Annotated in this window: 17 protein-coding genes; 8 read left to right on the forward strand and 9 right to left on the reverse strand. The window is 72.1% G+C overall.

Going from position 1 to position 16,225, the window contains the following annotated elements:
* Positions 1–106 precede the first annotated feature (106 nt).
* Positions 107–676 (reverse strand): PH domain-containing protein, encoded by a 570-nt coding sequence (locus LCD31_RS03745; protein WP_224956019.1) that lies wholly within the window; start codon positions 674–676, stop codon positions 107–109.
* 21 nt (positions 677–697) lie between these two features.
* Positions 698–859 (reverse strand): hypothetical protein, encoded by a 162-nt coding sequence (locus tag LCD31_RS03750; protein ID WP_224956020.1) that lies wholly within the window; start codon positions 857–859, stop codon positions 698–700.
* A gap of 144 nt (positions 860–1,003) precedes the next feature.
* Here LCD31_RS03750 and LCD31_RS03755 point away from each other — a divergent pair, with 144 nt between their 5' ends.
* The 4 genes from LCD31_RS03755 to LCD31_RS03770 all read left to right on the forward strand — a co-directional run bounded on the left by LCD31_RS03755 (position 1,004) and on the right by LCD31_RS03770 (position 4,038).
* Positions 1,004–1,441 carry an NUDIX hydrolase gene (locus LCD31_RS03755; protein WP_224956021.1) on the forward strand — a complete coding sequence of 146 codons (438 nt, stop codon included), beginning with the start codon at positions 1,004–1,006 and terminating at the stop codon, positions 1,439–1,441.
* A 367-nt stretch (positions 1,442–1,808) separates the two neighbouring features.
* Positions 1,809–2,888, forward strand: a complete 1,080-nt coding sequence (gene corA / locus LCD31_RS03760; protein ID WP_224956022.1) for a magnesium/cobalt transporter CorA — start codon at positions 1,809–1,811, stop codon at positions 2,886–2,888.
* Positions 2,889–3,033: 145 nt separating this feature from the next.
* Positions 3,034–3,213, forward strand: a complete 180-nt coding sequence (locus LCD31_RS03765; protein WP_224956023.1) for a hypothetical protein — start codon at positions 3,034–3,036, stop codon at positions 3,211–3,213.
* Positions 3,214–3,549: 336 nt separating this feature from the next.
* Entirely contained in the window at positions 3,550–4,038 is a 489-nt protein-coding gene (locus LCD31_RS03770; protein WP_224956024.1) for a CAP domain-containing protein, read from the forward strand.
* A gap of 50 nt (positions 4,039–4,088) precedes the next feature.
* Here LCD31_RS03770 and LCD31_RS03775 read toward each other — a convergent pair whose 3' ends face one another.
* The 3 genes from LCD31_RS03775 to LCD31_RS03785 are packed head-to-tail and all read right to left on the reverse strand — an operon-like array spanning position 4,089 to position 7,080.
* Complete coding sequence (locus tag LCD31_RS03775) at positions 4,089–4,919, reverse strand: carbohydrate ABC transporter permease (protein WP_224956025.1); 831 nt, start codon at positions 4,917–4,919, stop codon at positions 4,089–4,091.
* Positions 4,916–5,761 carry a carbohydrate ABC transporter permease gene (locus LCD31_RS03780; protein WP_304612886.1) on the reverse strand — a complete coding sequence of 282 codons (846 nt, stop codon included), beginning with the start codon at positions 5,759–5,761 and terminating at the stop codon, positions 4,916–4,918. The genes LCD31_RS03775 and LCD31_RS03780 overlap by 4 nt, the downstream gene beginning before the upstream one ends.
* Before the next feature lie 47 nt (positions 5,762–5,808).
* Entirely contained in the window at positions 5,809–7,080 is a 1,272-nt protein-coding gene (locus LCD31_RS03785; RefSeq protein WP_224956027.1) for an ABC transporter substrate-binding protein, read from the reverse strand.
* Between the two features lie 230 nt (positions 7,081–7,310).
* Between LCD31_RS03785 and LCD31_RS03790 the strand changes: the two genes are divergently transcribed.
* Together LCD31_RS03790 and LCD31_RS03795 are read left to right on the forward strand one after the other, a co-directional pair.
* On the forward strand, positions 7,311–7,562 hold the full coding sequence (locus tag LCD31_RS03790; protein ID WP_224956028.1) for a type II toxin-antitoxin system Phd/YefM family antitoxin: 252 nt from the start codon (positions 7,311–7,313) through the stop codon (positions 7,560–7,562).
* Positions 7,559–7,819 (forward strand): Txe/YoeB family addiction module toxin, encoded by a 261-nt coding sequence (locus LCD31_RS03795; protein ID WP_224956029.1) that lies wholly within the window; start codon positions 7,559–7,561, stop codon positions 7,817–7,819. The genes LCD31_RS03790 and LCD31_RS03795 overlap by 4 nt, the downstream gene beginning before the upstream one ends.
* 61 nt (positions 7,820–7,880) lie before the next feature.
* On the opposite strand, the gene LCD31_RS03800 is transcribed toward LCD31_RS03795, so the two are convergent.
* The 4 genes from LCD31_RS03800 to LCD31_RS03815 form a co-directional block, all read right to left on the reverse strand.
* Complete coding sequence (locus tag LCD31_RS03800; protein ID WP_224956030.1) at positions 7,881–8,408, reverse strand: general stress protein; 528 nt, start codon at positions 8,406–8,408, stop codon at positions 7,881–7,883.
* Between the two features lie 79 nt (positions 8,409–8,487).
* The gene (locus tag LCD31_RS03805) at positions 8,488–9,498 is read right to left on the reverse strand and encodes a CPBP family intramembrane glutamic endopeptidase (protein ID WP_224956031.1); all 1,011 of its coding nucleotides are present in this window, start codon (positions 9,496–9,498) and stop codon (positions 8,488–8,490) included.
* An 8-nt stretch (positions 9,499–9,506) separates the two neighbouring features.
* Entirely contained in the window at positions 9,507–13,196 is a 3,690-nt protein-coding gene (locus tag LCD31_RS03810; protein ID WP_224956032.1) for a patatin-like protein, read from the reverse strand.
* A 134-nt stretch (positions 13,197–13,330) separates the two neighbouring features.
* Complete coding sequence (locus tag LCD31_RS03815; protein WP_255617149.1) at positions 13,331–14,305, reverse strand: CoA ester lyase; 975 nt, start codon at positions 14,303–14,305, stop codon at positions 13,331–13,333.
* A 102-nt stretch (positions 14,306–14,407) separates the two neighbouring features.
* Here LCD31_RS03815 and LCD31_RS03820 point away from each other — a divergent pair, with 102 nt between their 5' ends.
* Together LCD31_RS03820 and LCD31_RS03825 are read left to right on the forward strand one after the other, a co-directional pair.
* Positions 14,408–15,703 (forward strand): magnesium transporter MgtE N-terminal domain-containing protein, encoded by a 1,296-nt coding sequence (locus LCD31_RS03820; protein ID WP_224956034.1) that lies wholly within the window; start codon positions 14,408–14,410, stop codon positions 15,701–15,703.
* Positions 15,696–16,220 carry a DUF1003 domain-containing protein gene (locus LCD31_RS03825; RefSeq protein WP_224956035.1) on the forward strand — a complete coding sequence of 175 codons (525 nt, stop codon included), beginning with the start codon at positions 15,696–15,698 and terminating at the stop codon, positions 16,218–16,220. The genes LCD31_RS03820 and LCD31_RS03825 overlap by 8 nt, the downstream gene beginning before the upstream one ends.
* The last annotated feature ends 5 nt before the right edge of the window (positions 16,221–16,225 follow it).

Here is a 16,225-nt window from a genome sequence, read left to right on the forward strand (position 1 = left end):
ACCGGGCCCCCCCCCCCCCCCGGGCCCCCCCCCCCCCCCCCCCCCCCCCACCCCCCCCCGGGGGGGGGGGGGCCCCCCCCCCCCCCCGGCCTCGGCAGCGACCGGTTCAGCTCGGAAGCTTGGCCTTCTTCTTGCCCACCGCCGCGCGACGGGCCTTGAGCATGGAGAAACGCTCTTGCTGGGCCTTCTTCTCCCCGAACACCAGGTAGGAGATCGCGTCCTCCACCTCGTCCGGGTTGGGCACGTACTCGATCCGGTTCAGCGCCTGGATCTGCCCGGCCGACTCGACCACCAACGTGCCGTAGCCGAACATGCGCCCGGCGAGGGTCCGCTGGAAGGTCAGGTCGGTGACCTTCCCGATCGGCATCATCGCCACGTTGGTGGTGAAGATGCCCTCCGCGATCAGGAACCGCTTGTCGGTGACGACGATCCGCTCCACGTACCAGTCCAGCACCTGGTAGGTGAACCGGAGCAGCACGACGAGGCCCGCGTACCAGAGCACGTTCTGCGGCAGGCTCGTGTCCTGCGGCAGCAGTTGGGACACCATGACCACGCCGACCAGCAACCCGATCGCCTCGAACAGTTCCCAGACCAGGCTCGCCCAGTGTCTGCGGAGCCGGATGACCCGGCGTTCGGTGTCGAGCAGGTACTCGTCGGGATCCCTCGGCGCGAACACGTCAACCGCCCTTCGGCGCTGCTACACGAAGATGTTCTGCATGAAGGTGATGACCGCCTGCGCAGCCTCTTGGAGGCTTCCCAGGATGTTGTTCACCAGGTCACCGGCTTGCTGTGGGGCGGAGAAGAGGAAGAAGAGGAGGAACGCGACCCCGGCCCAAGTCAGGATCTTCTTAAGGTTCACTGCGATACACCCCGTCCGAAAAGCCATTGAACACGCTGGCGCCTGCCGATCTGTTGTACCGCACTCGGCGGCTGTAGGGCAGCATTGTCCCGCACTTGGGTCAGTCGTTAGCCGAACCGTCCGGATCAACTACCCTCCGTGTCGGTGAGCATAACCAACGGACCGCTGATCCGGTGCGTCGGCGCCGTCGTGCATGACCCGCGCGGACGATTGCTGCTGGTGAAACGGGCCAACGAGCCCGGCAGGGGCCGGTGGTCGGTGCCCGGCGGCAAGGTGGAGCCCGGAGAAACCGATCGTTCGGCGGTACGGCGCGAACTATCGGAGGAAACGGGACTCTCCGTGATCGTCGGCAGGTGGCTGGGGCGGGTGCTGCGCCCGGCCCCGACCGGGACGTTCGACATCCACGACTACGCGTGCCGGGCCGATGACGTGGTGCTTTCGCCCGGCGACGACGCGGCCGACGCGATGTGGGCGGACGCTGCGAGCTTTGCCACACTCGACGCCGAACACCGGTTGACCGACGGGCTCGCCGCGACCTTGCGGGGTTGGGGGCAGCTCCCGGGCCCGTCCGCCCGGAGCTGAAACCGGCGGATCCGGCGGTTCGCACAATCGGCGCGATCCGGGCGAAATCCAGGGCGTTCCAGGCGTGCGCGCGGCAGAAGTTCACCCGTTTCGCCGTGTCCCAGCACACCCGGCACCGCCGCCGCCCGTACCGAGAACGACGAGTATCGTGAACCGTTGGCCGGTCCGGACCACTCGCGCACGGCGAGTCGGGCAGAAGGAGGTGAGGGATTGTGAGCGGCGGTGCCGACAGCGCGCTTCCGAGTAGTACCAATCGCATCCCCGCCTGGGAGGCCTGCGGCTAGGCCGGTTCCAGGTGCCCATCGGCGCCGGTGGGGATGCGCGGTCGAGATCACCCGAGATCCGATTCCCGCCCTTGGAGGTCGCCGTGCCCAGCCTTCCCTCGCTCGGCCTGCGCAACCGCGCAGCGCGCCACAGCGGTCGCACCGCGCCCGCCCCCGCTTCCCCACCCGCTTACGTCGTGGACTGCGGCGTGTACGTGGACGGGGTGCGACTGCCCGGCGACCGGTCGCACGCCGAGGCGATCGACGAGGTGCGCAGGCGCGGCGCCGGGTTCGTCTGGATCGGGCTGCACGAACCGGACGAGGCGCAGCTCAACGGGCTGGCCGAGACGTTCGGGCTGCACGAGCTGGCCGTCGAGGACGCGGTGCACGCCCACCAGCGGCCGAAGCTGGAGCGCTACGACAGCACGCTGTTCATGGTGCTCAAGACGGTGCGCTACATCGCCAACGAGAAGCTCACCGCGAACAGCGAGATCGTGGAGACCGGTGAGCTGATGACGTTCGTGGGCCGCGACTTCGTGATCACGGTCCGGCACGGCAAGCACGCCAGCCTCGCCCAGGTCCGCTCGCAGCTGGAGACCGACCCGGAGCAGCTGCAGCTGGGTCCGGCCGCGGTGCTGCACGGCATCGCCGACCACGTGGTGGACACGTACCTGGAGGTCACCGAGGCCATCCAGGACGACATCGACGAGATGGAAGCCGCCGTGTTCGCGCCCCGGACCAAGATCGAGGCCGAGCAGATCTACCTGATGAAGCGCGAGGTCATGGACCTGCGCCGCGCGGTGATGCCGCTGGCGAAACCGCTGCAGCGGCTGGCCGAGGGCTACACGCCGATGGTGCCGGAGGAGGTGCGCTCCTACTTCCGCAACGTCGAGGACCACCTGACGACGGTGTCCGAGCGGGTGGCCTCGTTCGACGAGCTGCTGACCACGCTGGTGGACGCGACGCTGGCCAAGATCACGCTCCAGCAGAACACCGACATGCGCAAGATCTCCGCGTGGGTCGCGATCGTGTCGACGCCGACGATGATCGCCGGGATTTACGGGATGAACTTCGACAACATGCCGGAAGTGCACTGGACCTTCGGCTATCCGGCGACGCTGCTGGTGATGATGCTGGCCTGCCTGACGCTGTTCAAGATCTTCCGGCGGAACAAATGGCTGTGACCGCGTGCCGTAACGTTTTCGATCACCCGGGCGATGTAGTCCGCAGAGGCTCGACCGCCGCGGTTCCGCGCCGCGAGCGCTCTCCCCGAACGATTCGCCGCCGTGAGGATTCCGGTGCGCGTCGGGAAGAAGTGAGGAGGTAGTCATGTCGATCGTCGTGCGCCGCAGTGCGATGGGGCGGCGGGTGTTCACCCGCAGGCTGCCGCTGAGCGGATCGGGGAACGTGGCACCGGAGCGAAGTCCCAGGTCGCCGCGCCGGGGGCGAAAACCCGGTGCGATGTGGGACGCGCTGTCCGCCTCGCCGCGCACGCCCGCCGTGCGCTGATCACCGTTGCGGCACCGCCGCCCCCACATCGTGAGACGACATTCGCATCGATCATTCTCACGCTGCCGGGAGGCACCGCCATGACTCGTCTCGCCACCAACAAGCTCGCCCTGCTGACCACCCTGCTGATGGGGTGGATCCTGACGCTGTTCATCATCATCGCGCAGCAGGGCTGAATTCCCCGGGTCCACTGTGGACCTCGTTGATCGCATTCCCGTTCGGGTGATCCGCACGCGTTCGCGGATCACCCGTTGCGCGGATTCCCCGGTCGGCGCGCCGGAAAGCGGGTTAGAACTGTCCGCACCTGGAACCCCTTGAAATCGAGGAGTGGTGCGGATGTTCGCTCGCCCGGCCCGGTACGCCCGGTCGATCCTGCTGTGCTCGCTGTTGCTCGCCTCCGCACCGCCCGCCCACGCGGACGAGACCCGGCTCGACGCGCTCACCGCCGAGATCGTGGACCGCACCAACCAGGTCCGAGCCGAGGCCGGGTGCGGTCCGCTCGCACCCGCACCCGAGCTGGAGCACTCCGCGCAGGCGCACGCGGCGGACATGGCCGAGCAGAACTACTTCGCGCACTCCGACGCCGTCTCCCCCGTCCGGGCGCTGCCGCGCGCCGAGGTGCTGCCGCGCGCCGAGGTGCTGGGCGAGAACATCGCCGCGGGCAACGCGGCCGCCGCCGAGACCTTCCACCAGTGGATCACCAGTCCCGGGCACCGGGCGAACATCCTCGACTGCAGGTTCACCGGCATCGGCGTCGGCCACGCCTACGACCCGAGCAGCACCTACGGGCACTACTGGGTCCAGGAGTTCGCCGGCACCACCTGATCGCGCGGAGCGCGGACGGCCCGTTCGACCGGCGGTCGGGCGGGCCGCGGTCATTCCTTGACCGCCCCGGACGTCAGCCCGGAGACGATGCGGCGCTGGAACAGCAGCACGAACAGCACGATCGGCACCGTGATCACCACGGCCGCGGCGGCGATCGTCCCGGTCGGGTCCTCGAACTGCGAGTCGCCGGTGAAGAACTGCAACGCCACCGGCACCGTGCGGGACGCCTCCGTCGACGTCAGCGAGATCGCGAACAGGAAGTCGTTCCAGCAGAAGATGAACACCAGGATCGCCGTGGTGAACACCCCGGGCGCCGCCAGCGGGGCGATCACCTTCCGGAACGCCTGCCCCGGGGTCGCGCCGTCCACGGTGGCCGCCTCCTCCAGCTGCCACGGGATCTCGCGGAAGAACGCGGACAGCGTGTAGATCGCCAGCGGCAGCGAGAACGTGGTGTACGGCAGCACCAGCCCCGGCCAGGTGTCGAACAGCCCGAGCGTCCGCTCGATCTCGAACAGCGGTGCGACCAGCGAGACCTGCGGGAACATCGCGATGAGCAGCGACACTCCCACCAGCGCCCGCTTGCCGGGGAAGTCCAGCCGCGCGATCGCGTAGGCCGCCATCGCGCCCAGCACCACCGCGATCGCCGTGGAGATCAGCGCGATGCCGATCGAGTTGAGCAGCGCGCGCAGGAACTCGCCGGTCTGGAAGATCGCCGCGTAGTTCGCCAGCGTCCACTCCGCCGGGATGAACCGGCCGTCGCTGAGCCCCGCGGAGGTCTTGAACGACAGCGACACGATCCACAGCACCGGCACCAGCGCGTACGTCACCACCACCGCGTTGAGCACCGTCCACTTGGCGGTGTCGGCCGGTTTCCGGCTCATCGGCGGCCCCCGTCCTCATCGGCGCCGGGCGCGGCCGCGCCGAACAGCTTCACGAACAGGAACGCGATCAGCGCCACCGCCAGGAAGATCAGCACCGACATGGTGGAGCCGATGCCGAGGTTCAACCCCTTGATCAGGTTGTTGTAGGCCAGCACCGACACCGAGGAGGTGTCCTGCGCGCCGTCGGTGAGCACCACGATGTTGTCGAAGACCCGGAACGCGTCGAGCGTGCGGAACAGCACCGCCACCAGGATCGCCGGCTTCATCACCGGCAGCATCACCTTCGTGAACCGCTGCCAGGGGGAGGCGCCGTCGATCCGCGCGGCCTCCAGCAGGTCCTCGGACACCAGCGCCAGTCCGGTCATCAGCAGCAGCGCCATGAACGGCGTCGTCTTCCACACCTCGGCCAGCACGATGATCGCCAGCGCGCTGCCGCGCTCGGTCAGCGGCGCGCCGTCGGTGACCAGGTTCGCCAGGTAGCCGGTGTCCGGGGTCCACGCGTAGCGCCAGCTGAACGCGGCGACGACGGTGACGATGCCGTACGGGATGAGGCTGACCGTGCGCACCAGGCCGCGCCCGAGCACAGCCCGGTGCATGATCAGCGCCAACGCCATGCCCAGCACGAACTCGATGACCAGCTGGGTGGCGACGATGAGCAGCGTGGTGCCGAACGCCGTCCACCAGTACTGGTCGGACAGCACCGTCAGGTAGTTCTCCAGTCCCACGAACTCGCGCTGGTCCGGGTACTTGAGGTCGTAGCGCTGGAACGACAGCCACACCGCGTGCAGGATCGGCCAGCCGGTGACGGCGAGCATCACCAGCGCGGCCGGTGCGCACAGCATCCAGCCGAGCCTGCGCTCGGCGCGCTTCGCCTGGTCGACGGCGGACGTCACGGCAGCACCCCCCGCGAATCCAGGGCATTCTGCACCTCGGTGCGGATCCGCTCGGCGGTGCGCGGCGGGTCGATCCGCGACGCCGGGGACAGCAGCTTCGACAGCACCGTCGAGACGTTCTGGTAGGCGGGCGTGATCGGTCGGATCGCCGGGTCCCGCAGCTCTTCCAGGATGGTGTCGCGCATCGGGTACTCGGCGGCCATCTCGGGTGCGGCGTAGACGGATTCGATGGTGGGTGGCACCCCGTCGTGGATCGCGGAGAACCGCTGGCTGTCCGGGCTGCGCAGGCACAGCGCCGCGTCGAAGGACGCCTGCGGGTTCGGCGAGTGGGCGCTGACGGCGAGGTTGAACCCGCCGAGGGTGACCTTGCTGGGCCGCGCCGGGTCGGAGCTCGGGTAGCGGGCCCAGCGGACGTTCCGCGCGATGTCCGGCGCGTCCTCCTGCATCGACGGGTAGACGAACGGCCAGTTCAGCTGGAACGCCGCGTCGCCCTGCTGGAACTCCAGCCGGACGTCGTCCTCCTGCGAGTTGGACATGGACCGGCTGGTCAGCCCGGAGTCGGCGAGGGCCTTGAGCTGTTCCAGCGCGCGCACCACGCCTTCGTCGACCACGGCGCGGGTGCCGTCGTCGGAGATCAGCTTCCCGCCCGCGGAGGCCAGCAGGGTGTTGAACTGCACCACGTAGCCCTCGAACTGGGCGCCCGGGACGAGGATCGTCGACGGCTCGCCCGCGGCCTCGAACCGCTTCGCCTGCTCGATCATCTCGTCCCAGGTGCGCGGAGGCCGGTCCACCACGTCGGAGCGGTACCAGAGCAGCTGCACGTTGGTGTTCTTCGGCGCCCCGAACAGCTTCCCGCCGTAGCGGGCCGAGGCCAGCGGTCCGGCGAGGGTGCCGTCCTCGGCTCGCCGCCGGTCCGCGCCGGTCCACTCGCGGACCCAGCCGGCGCGGGCGAACTCCGCGGTCCAGGTGGTGTCCAGGCCGAGCACGTCCATGCCGTCGTCCTGCGCGGCCAGCCTGCGCACCAGCTGCTCGCGCTGGCCGTCCGCGTCGCGCGGCAGCTTGTGGTAGACGATGCGGTACCGGCCGTCGGCCTGGTCGTTGCACCGGTCGACGACGGTCTGGAGGTTCTCCTCCGGCGCGTAGTACAGGTTGACGACGTCGTCGTGCCGCGGGGCCGCGCAGGCGCTCAGGGCCGAGACGGCCAGCACCGCCGTCCCGCACGCCGCGGCCAGCCGGACCGCGCCCCCAGCGCGTCTGCGCACCCTCACCGTGGTCGGACCTCCCGGTCTGCTCGCGCAGGTGCGCCCGAGGCCGAGTGCCCGCGCCCCGCCGCACGCCACCGCCGCACCGATGATCAGCGCGGTGACAGCAACCTAGGGCGCCGCCGACACCCGCGACAAGCCCCCAACCGTGCGCACCGCCGGTGTCCGCGAACGGTGCGGGGTCCCGACACGAGCGGAAGAGGCGTACAACTTTCCACACGCCGAGGAGGTGACCGATGAAGACGATGTCCTGCTCCGAGTTCCGCGCCGAGTACGCCGAAACGCTGAACTCCGTGGTCGACGACCGCGAGGAGGTCGTGATCACGAGGGCCGGGCACGAGCCGGTCGTCCTGGTCGCGCTGGACGACTACGAGTCGCTGAAGGAAACGGCCTACCTGTTCGAGAGCCCGGAGAACGCCCGCAGGTTGCTGTCCTCGATCGAACGGCTCGAGCACGGCGGGGGCGTCACGCGGGACCTCGTCGAATGAAGTTCGTCCGGGATGCGAACGCGTGGGCGGATCACGTCTGGTGGCGGAGCCAGGTCCGCAAGGTACGCACGAGGATCAACACGCTGCTCAAGGACGTCGAACGGAACGGGAACGAGGGCATCGGCGAACCGGAACCGCTCGAGCACGGGTTCCACGGGTTCTGGTCGCGCCGCAGCACCGATGAGCACCGCTTGGTCTACCGGGTCCAGGAGGACCAGATCCAGATCGCCGCCTGCCGCTACCACTACGACGGCTGACCGCCGTCCGCCAGAATGCTCCGCCGCGGCGGGACCCCGGACGAGCCCCGGAGAGACGAGCTCACGGGGACGCTTGCGGGCGCATCGCCAGGTGCGCGAGGAGGTTCCGGCCGTGCTCGGCGTGCCGGGGCTGGGCCAGCACGTCGTAGCGCCCCGCGACCAGCTGGCTCGCCGAGGAGAAGTCCCGCCGCCCGCGCATCGCCGCGTACCCGGCGGCGGCGAACCCGACGCCGATGAGGATGCCGCCGCCCAGTCCGGCCAGCATCGAGCTCAGCGCGCCGGTGCCCTGCGGCGACGCGATGCTCATGACCAGGCCGATCAGCAGCCCGATCCACGCCCCGGAGGCCGCTCCACCGGCCAGCACCTTGCCCCAGGTCAACTTGCCGGTGACCCGCTCCACGAGCATCAGGTCGACACCGACGATGGTCACCTCCCGCACCGGGAAGTCCGAGCCGGCCAGGTGGTCGACCGCGCGCTGCGCCTCCTCGTACGTGCCGTACGAGCCGATCGGCCACCCCGTCGGCGGGGTGGGCATGCTGCTCGGTGAACCCGGCGCCGGCCGAGCCGAGCCGGAAAACGGGTAGGACACCGCTGACACCTCCGTGGAGCGCACTTCCTGGCGGGACCGGCAGGAGCCCGATTCGTCCCCTATCGTCCCCACCTCCAGGCTACCCCGACACCTCGGGCCGGAGATCGTCTTGGGTGGCGGGGCGCAGCGACCACGGCCGCAGCTCCACCCGGCCGCCGGTGACGTTCCACGCGCCGCGGCGCGCCGCCCGCCGATCCGCCCACCAGGCGTAGGCCAGGATCGCCGCGATGAACGGCAGCACGTCGCCGACGGGGAAGTCCCCGGCCTGCTCCACCCCGGGTACCCCGCCGAGGCCGCCGACGAGCAGGCTCAGCGAGTTGTTCACCACGTGCAGCGCGATCGCCGCCTCCAGGCCGCCGGTGCGCACCACCAGCCAGCACATCGACACCGCCATCACCAGCAGCTGGCACCACACCAGCGGATCGGTGTAGCCGTGGCCGAGCAGGAACAGCAGCGAGGTCAGCGCGATCGCGGGCCACGGGGTGCGGAACCAGGCGCTCACCGCCTGCAGCAGGAACCCGCGGAAGGCGAACTCCTCGGCGGCGCTCTGCACCGGCACCACCACCAGCGCCAGCAGCGCCACCCGCCCGTAGTCGGCCCAGCCGGGGAACCCGGGGCCGAACGAACCCCCGGTGACCCAGGTCAGCAGCGCCGAGACCGCGAACGCGACGGCGAACACCGCGAGGGCGGCGAGCAGGCACTCCGCCGACCACCGCCGGCGGAACCGGCCGGTGACCCCGATCAGCTGCCGCGGGCTGCGCCGCTGCACCCACAGCGCGGTGAGCACCGCCGCCGGGATCAGCGAGACCAGCGCCCCGAAGGAGACGAACAGCAGCACGAACGGATCCCGCACCAGCGCCTCGACCGACTCCGGGTCCCGCACGAGCGCCGCGATCCGCACGTCCCCGAAACCCGCCGGGTACAGCACGAACGCGGCCAGCACCAGCATGGCGACCAGCAGCAGCACGAAGGCCAGCACCGCGAACACCAGCAGCGCCACCAGCGGCCGCCACCAGCGGTGCCGGGCGTCGCGGGCGAGCAGCTGGTACGGGACGCCTGCCTGCACCGGGCCGGCCGGGTAGTCGCTCACCTCGCTGATCATAGTGTTCGGGGGCCGGCGGCCGGTTCGCCGCGAACCACCTCCGATCGGGCGGAACCGGTGCCGCCCGCCGTCCCGGACCGCTCGGCGCCGTGCTCGGGGCGCGGGCGGGGCCGCAGCAGGTCCACCGTGGACAGCAGCACCATGTGCGCGTAGGCGGCCGCGATCGCGGTGGGCACCAGCCACCCGACCTCGCCCACCGGCGGGTCCACCAGCCACAGCGCCGTGGTGAACACGGCCGCCGACAGCAGCGCCGCCACGGCCCGGCCCCACGGCCGCAGCCCCAGCGAGAGCAGGAAGTTCACCGCCACGGCCGTCAGCACCAGCCCCTGCGGTCCGAGCGTCAGCCCGGTGTCGGCGATCCACACCACCGCCGCGGTCACCACCACCGCGGTGATCGCGGCGGGCAGCCAGCGGGCCGCGCTCCGGCCCCGGCTCAGCGACCGGAAGCCCAGCCACAGCGCGGAAGCGGCGACCACGATCAGCGCCAGCAGCACACCCGCGTTCATCTGGAACGGATCGAAGGTGAACGGCCGCAGCGCCGCGACCGCCGAGGAGTCCGGCGGCAGCACCGCGATCCGGTCCCCGGCCGACGCGCCCGGGTACCAGCCCATGCAGTAGGTCGTGCCGTCCGAATCCGCCGGCGGCACGGCCGGGCAGCTCAGCGAGACCTCCCGCGGGAACAGCGCATCGGATCCGGCCGGGGCCACCCCGCTGAGCACCACGGCCGTCGCGCCGAGCAACGCCGCCAGCGCCACGCGGCGCGGCGCGGCGACCGCGAGCACCGCCAGCAGCAGCACCGGCTTCACCACGGTCGTCGCCACCCGCCCCAGCAGCCGCAGCACGCCCGCCGTGCCCGGCCGCACCGCGCGGTAGGCCACCAGCCCGGCCCGGGTCGCCATCGAGGCGAGCCGGGGCTCGCCGAGGTCCGCCACCCGCTCGCGGCCGACCGAGTAGCGCCGCACCTCGTCGGCGAGCGGCTCCGGTTCGGGGATGTCCGGCAGCGCGGGCTCGCCCGGGTCGGCGCCGGGTGCGACGGTCGCGACGAACGGCACCTCCTGGGCGGCGATCGTCCAGTGCAGCCGTTCCACGACGAGTTCCTTGGTGCGGGTCAGCGGGTGCTCGTCGACCGGGTCGGCGAACATGGCCGCCAGCTCGGCGCGCACCTGGTCGGCGTGCCGCTCCCACAGCTCGGCCAGGAACGCCCGCCACCGCTCGGAACCGGCGGCGTCGCCGAGCTCCGCGCGGGTCGGGGTGGTGACGATCTCCCGCAGCCGGTCCGCGATGCCCTCCGGGCCGAGGCCGCCGCTGTGCCGCAGCAGCCGCGCCGGGACCAGCAGCAGCCCCACCAGCGCCGACGCCGAGTCGAGCCGCCCCCACATCCAGTCGTTCGCGCGCCACCGCGCGGACAGGAACGCGCCGAAGTTGCCCAGGTCGCCACCGCGCACCTTGTCCTCGACGTGCAGCTCGCCGCCGGTGCGCAGCGCGTCGAACGGCAGCGGGGAGCGCGCATCGCTGACGACGCGCAGCAGGTTGATCCGGTCGCCCGGCGAACGGCCGACGTCCAGCGGCGCGGTCAGCACCACCAGCGCGCGGAGCACGGCGGCGCGCCGCTCGGTGCGCTCCAGCAGCGCGTAGCCGACCTGCTCGGGGGAGGCGGTGCGCTCCGGGGCGTGCCCGGGCGAGCGCGCCCCGGACCGCTCGCCGTCCCCGCGCGGCGGAGCCGCGGCGGCGAGCCGGTCGGCGATGCGGTGCAGCACCACCCGCGCCTCCGCCACCGCGTCCACCCCGTGCTCGTCCTCGGGCACCGCGTCGGCGCCGGAGGACTCGGCGATCGACGAGAGCTCGGCGGCGAACTCCTCCAGCGCGCGCTGGAACCGCTCCCCCCGGTCCACCTCGTCGAGCACCGCGCCCAGCAGCGGCCGCACCGGGGACGGCAGCCGGTGCTGCAGCCGGTCCCGGCGGTCGGCGACCCGCAGCACCCAGTCCGACATCTCGCCGAGCTCGACGATCGGTTCGTGCCGGGCGCCGTCCACCCAGTACCGGTCGGCGTGGCCCTCCAGGACCTGGGCGAAGGTGCGCAGCCGGTACAGCTCCGATTTGCAGCGCCCGATCACCGGCAGCTGCTCCGCCTCGGCCCAGCGGCCGATGTCCCGCGCCCAGTCCAGGCACTCCTGCACCCCGGAGTGCAGCCCGCGCACGTCGTCGAACACCCGCCCCGGTTCCGCCAGCGCCATCCCGGCCAGCACCGCGCCCAGCCGACGCCCCAGCACGGTGCGGACCTGCGGGGACCAGCCTTCGAGGGGTTCGCCCACCACCGGCGGCAGCAGCCTGCCGTCCTCGCTGCCCGCGGGTTCGACCAGCAGCCGCACCACCGCCTGGGCGTCCAGCTCCGCGCGCACCACCGCGTACTCCGCTTCGACCCGCGCGGCCTGGGCCAGCAGCTCCGCTTCGCGGACGGCGGGGGCGGCGGCCAGCAGCGGCGCGAACACGGACCTGCGGCGCAGTTCGGTGCGCTGCACCGCCGCGTTGTGCTCGTCGAGCGCGTGGATGTCGGCCAGCAGCGACTCCTGCGACATGCGGGCGCTCATCGCGGTGGAGGCCACCGGTAGCGCCAGCTGCCTGCTCAGCGGCCTGCCCTCGCCGACCGTCTCCGGTTCCGGGTTGAGGTACAGCAACCAGCGCGAGCTGGGCCGCTCGGTGGGCACCGCGGCCATCGCCTCCACGGCCGCGGTCACCGGGATGTTGTCCAGCACCCCGCCGTCGATCACCCGGTACGGGCGCGGATCGGTGGTCGTCTCGGAGAACACCCCGAGCATGTCCGGTTGTCCGGCCGGTGCCCCGCCGATGCTCGCGTGCACCTGTGCCGGTTCGAACGCGAACGGGAACGAGGAGGTGGCGCGCGCCGCCTGCGCCATCCGCAGCGCGGTCGCCGGGAAGTCGGGGCCGGTGCCGAAGTCCGACAGCGGCTGCCCGGAGCGACCGCGGTGCCGGAACCGGAACATGGCGGTGCGGCGCTGCTCGACCAGCGGCCCGGAGCGGCCGTCGAAGTGCCGCTCCAGCACCGGGTCCAGCAGGGTCGCGGTGAGCAGCAGGTCCAGCCGGGACCCGAGGTTGCGGGCGTCCCGCGGATGCGGGGTGAGCTCGGTGATCAGCCGGGCCAGTTCGGCGCGGAAGTAGTCGTCGCCCTCCAGCAGCGAATCGGGCCTGCGGTGCCAGAACTTCGGCACCGCGCGGCTCATCGCCTCCAGATCGGCGAGCCGCACCCACAGCTCGCGCATGTCCTCGAACGGCATGCCGTAGACGATCGAGGCGGCCAGCAGCGTCGCGTTCAGCCCGCCCGCCGACGCCCCGGCGAGCACGTCCACCGACACCGAGTCGTAGCCGGCGAGCCCGGCCAGCGCCGCCCACGGGTGCTCGGCGTCGTCGTCGGTCCGCTCCGCCCGGGGCGGTTCGACCCGTCCCGCCCGGTCCGCGGCCGCCCGGTCCACGGCCGGCCGGTCCGACCGGGACGTCGCGCAGCGCAGCAGGTCGATCTCGGCGACGGCACCGCCGATCCACACCGCGAGGCTCGCCCCGCCGCGCATCGCCAGCGCCAGCCGGAGCTCCTGGTCGTTCTCCGCGCCGGTCCGCGACACCGCGTCCGGTTCGCGCTCCCCCGGTTCGTCCACCGGTTCCTGATCCGCCACGTCGCCGCCCCCTCGGTCGACCCGCACGCCGGGGCCGGTTCGTCCAGCGGCGGCTCCGGCGATCACTGTTGATCAGAACGTACCGCGCCGCACCGGCCCCGGGATCGCCCACACGGGCGGTGCGGCGCAGGTCATCACCCGGTGGGCGGGGTCCAGCGGTCGGTGCGGGACATGCCCGCGGCGCGGCCCTTGCCCGCGATGACCAACGCCATCTTCCGGGAGGCCTCGTCGATCATCTCGTCGCCGAGCATCGCCGCGCCGCGCTTGCCGCCCGCCTCCGAGGTGTGCCACTCGTAGGCGTCCAGCACGTTCTCCGCGTGGTCGTAGTCCGCCTGGCGCGGCGAGAACAGCTCGTTCACCGCGTCCACCTGCGCCGGGTGCAGCACCCACTTGCCGTCGAAGCCCAGCGCCGCCGAGCGGCCGCCGACCCGCCGCAACCCCTCGACGTCCTTGATCGCCAGGTACGGCCCGTCGATCGCCTGCACGTCGTGCGCCCGCGCCGCCACCAGCATCCGCATCAGCACGTAGTGGTAGGCGTCGCCCACGTCGTAGCCGGGCGGCTGCTCGCCGACCACCATGGACCGCACGCCGATCGAGGCCATGAAGTCGGCGGGGCCGAACACCAGCGCTTCGACGCGCGGCGATGCCGATGCGATGGCGTCCACCTCGGCCAGTCCGCGCGCGTCCTCGATCTGCGCCTCGACGCCGATCCGGCCGACCTCCAGGCCGGTGGCGCGCTCCACCTGGGTCAGCGTCAGGTCCAGCCAGCGCACGTGGTCCGGCGTGGACACCTTCGGCAGCACGATGGTGTCCAGGTTCTCCCCGGCGGTCTCCACGACCTCCACCACGTCCCGGTAGGTCCACTGCGAGGTGAGGTCGTTGACCCGCACCGAACGGATCTTGCCGTCCCAGCCGCCCTCGTTCAGCGCGGCCGCGACCCGGCCGCGGGCCTCCGCCTTCGCCAGCGGGGCAACGGCGTCCTCCAAGTCCAGGAAGAACGAGTCCACCGCCAGTCCGCGGGCCTTGTCGATCATCTTGGCGCTGGAACCGGGAACGGCCAGGCAGCTGCGGCGGGCACGTCGGCGATCGACCACGGGGAACCTCCTCATCGGGCACGGGCACCCAGCTCTCTACCACGGCCCGCACCGCACCGGCTGTGACCCCGGTCGCCGCGACTGCCCGGCACCGGCCCGGCGACTAGCCTGATCAGCGTGGCAGCCACAACCAGGGTCTTCGCGGCGCGGGTCGCCGGGCTCGCCGTGTTCGGCCCGGACGGCGAGTCCATCGGCAAGGTGCGCGACGTCGTCGCCGGGCTGCGCGCCGCCGGGCAGCCGCCGCGGATCCTCGGCCTGGTGATGGAGATGGCGGCGCGGCGGCGGATCTTCGTGCCGATGCTGCGGGTGGTGCGCGTCGAGCCGAACGCGGTCACCCTCGCCACCGGCTCGGTCAACACCCGCCAGTTCCACCAGCGGCCCAACGAGGTGCTGGTGCTCGGGCAGCTGCTGGACGCGAAGGTCACCCTCGCCGCCACCGGCGCCTCGGCGGTGCTGGTGGACGCGGCGCTGGAGCAGACCCGCACCCGCGACTGGCGGATCAGCAGGCTCGCGGTCCGGGAGCGCACCGGGCGGCTCGGCAGGCGCGGTCCGGTGCAGGTGGTGGAGTGGGACCAGATCACCGGGCTCGCCGCCGCGGAGCTCACCGACCGGCCGCAGGGCGTGGCGCAGCTGCTGGCCCTGCTGGACACGATGCGCGCCGTGGACGTGGCCAGCACGCTGCACGAACTCCCCGCGAAGCGCCGCTACGAGGTGGCCGAGGCGCTCGACGACGAACGGCTCGCCGACGTCGTGGAGGAACTGCCCGAGGACGACCAGAAGGACCTGATCGGGCACCTCGGGGAGGACCGGGCCGCGGACGTGCTGGAGGCCATGAGCCCCGACGACGCCGCCGACCTGCTCGCCGAACTGCCCGAAGTGGACAAGAACCGGCTGCTGGAGCTGATGGAGCCCGCCGAGTCCGCCCCGGTGAAGCGCCTGCTCGCCTACTCGGCGGACACCGCGGGCGGCCTGATGACACCGGAGCCGGTGGTCCTCGGCCCGGACGCCACCATCGCCGAGGCGCTCGCGATGGTGCGCAACGCGGAGCTGCCGGTGGCGCTGGCCAGCATGGTCTTCGTCTGCCGCCCGCCGTCGGCGACGCCCACCGGCCGCTACCTGGGCTGCGTGCACATCCAGCGGCTGCTGCGCGAACCGCCGTCGACGCTGGTGGCGGGCGCGCTGGACACCACCCTGGCGAGCCTGCCGCCGACGGCGACGCTGGCCGAGGTGACCCGCTACTTCGCCGCCTACAACCTGGTGTGCGGTCCGGTACTCGACGACCAGGAGCACCTGATCGGCGCGGTCACGGTGGACGACGTGCTCGACCACCTGCTGCCGGAGAACTGGCGGGAGAGCGGGCTGCCCGACGACCGGAACTCCCCGGACGCACCGAAAGCGAGCGACGATGCCTGAACTGCTGTCCCGGCGGCGGCTCGACCAGCCCCGGATGCCGCGCCGGTTCACCGTGGACTTCGACCCGGAGCTGTTCGGCCAGATCTCCGAACGCGTGGCCCGCTTCCTCGGCACCGGCAAGTTCCTGTTCTGGATGACGGTGTTCGTGATCAGCTGGATCGCGATGAACCTGTTCGCGGTGGGCCTGCGCTGGGACCCGTACCCGTTCATCCTGCTGAACCTGGCGTTCTCCACCCAGGCCTCGTACGCGGCGCCGCTGATCCTGCTGGCGCAGAACCGGCAGGACGACCGGGATCGGGTGTCGCTGGAGGAGGACCGCGCGCGGGCCGAGCAGACGAAGGCCGACACCGAGTACCTGGCGCGGGAGCTGGCCGCGCTGCGGCTGGCGATCGGCGAGGTCGCCACCCGCGACTACCTGCGCGGCGAGCTCGACCGGTTGCGCGACGAGCTGCCCGGCACCGAGAGCGCGGGCGCGCGGCGCCGCCGCCAGGGCGCGGAGGGCCGCGAGGACGCGTGATCGCG

This window comes from Saccharopolyspora sp. 6M, from assembly GCF_020176775.1.
Lineage (GTDB): Bacteria > Actinomycetota > Actinomycetes > Mycobacteriales > Pseudonocardiaceae > Saccharopolyspora_C > Saccharopolyspora_C gregorii.

Bases quoted from the DNA above. Each gene is read 5' to 3' on its own strand.
- LCD31_RS03770 (WP_224956024.1), top strand. From the start codon at position 3,550: ATGTTCGCTCGCCCGGCCCGGTACGCCCGGTCGATCCTGCTGTGCTCG.
- LCD31_RS03780 (WP_304612886.1), bottom strand. From the start codon at position 5,761: ATGCTGTGCGCACCGGCCGCGCTGGTGATGCTCGCCGTCACCGGCTGG.
- LCD31_RS03790 (WP_224956028.1), top strand. From the start codon at position 7,311: ATGAAGACGATGTCCTGCTCCGAGTTCCGCGCCGAGTACGCCGAAACG.
- LCD31_RS03795 (WP_224956029.1), top strand. From the start codon at position 7,559: ATGAAGTTCGTCCGGGATGCGAACGCGTGGGCGGATCACGTCTGGTGG.
- LCD31_RS03825 (WP_224956035.1), top strand. From the start codon at position 15,696: ATGCCTGAACTGCTGTCCCGGCGGCGGCTCGACCAGCCCCGGATGCCG.
- LCD31_RS03775 (WP_224956025.1), bottom strand. From the start codon at position 4,919: ATGAGCCGGAAACCGGCCGACACCGCCAAGTGGACGGTGCTCAACGCG.
- LCD31_RS03765 (WP_224956023.1), top strand. From the start codon at position 3,034: ATGTCGATCGTCGTGCGCCGCAGTGCGATGGGGCGGCGGGTGTTCACC.
- LCD31_RS03815 (WP_255617149.1), bottom strand. From the start codon at position 14,305: ATGAGGAGGTTCCCCGTGGTCGATCGCCGACGTGCCCGCCGCAGCTGC.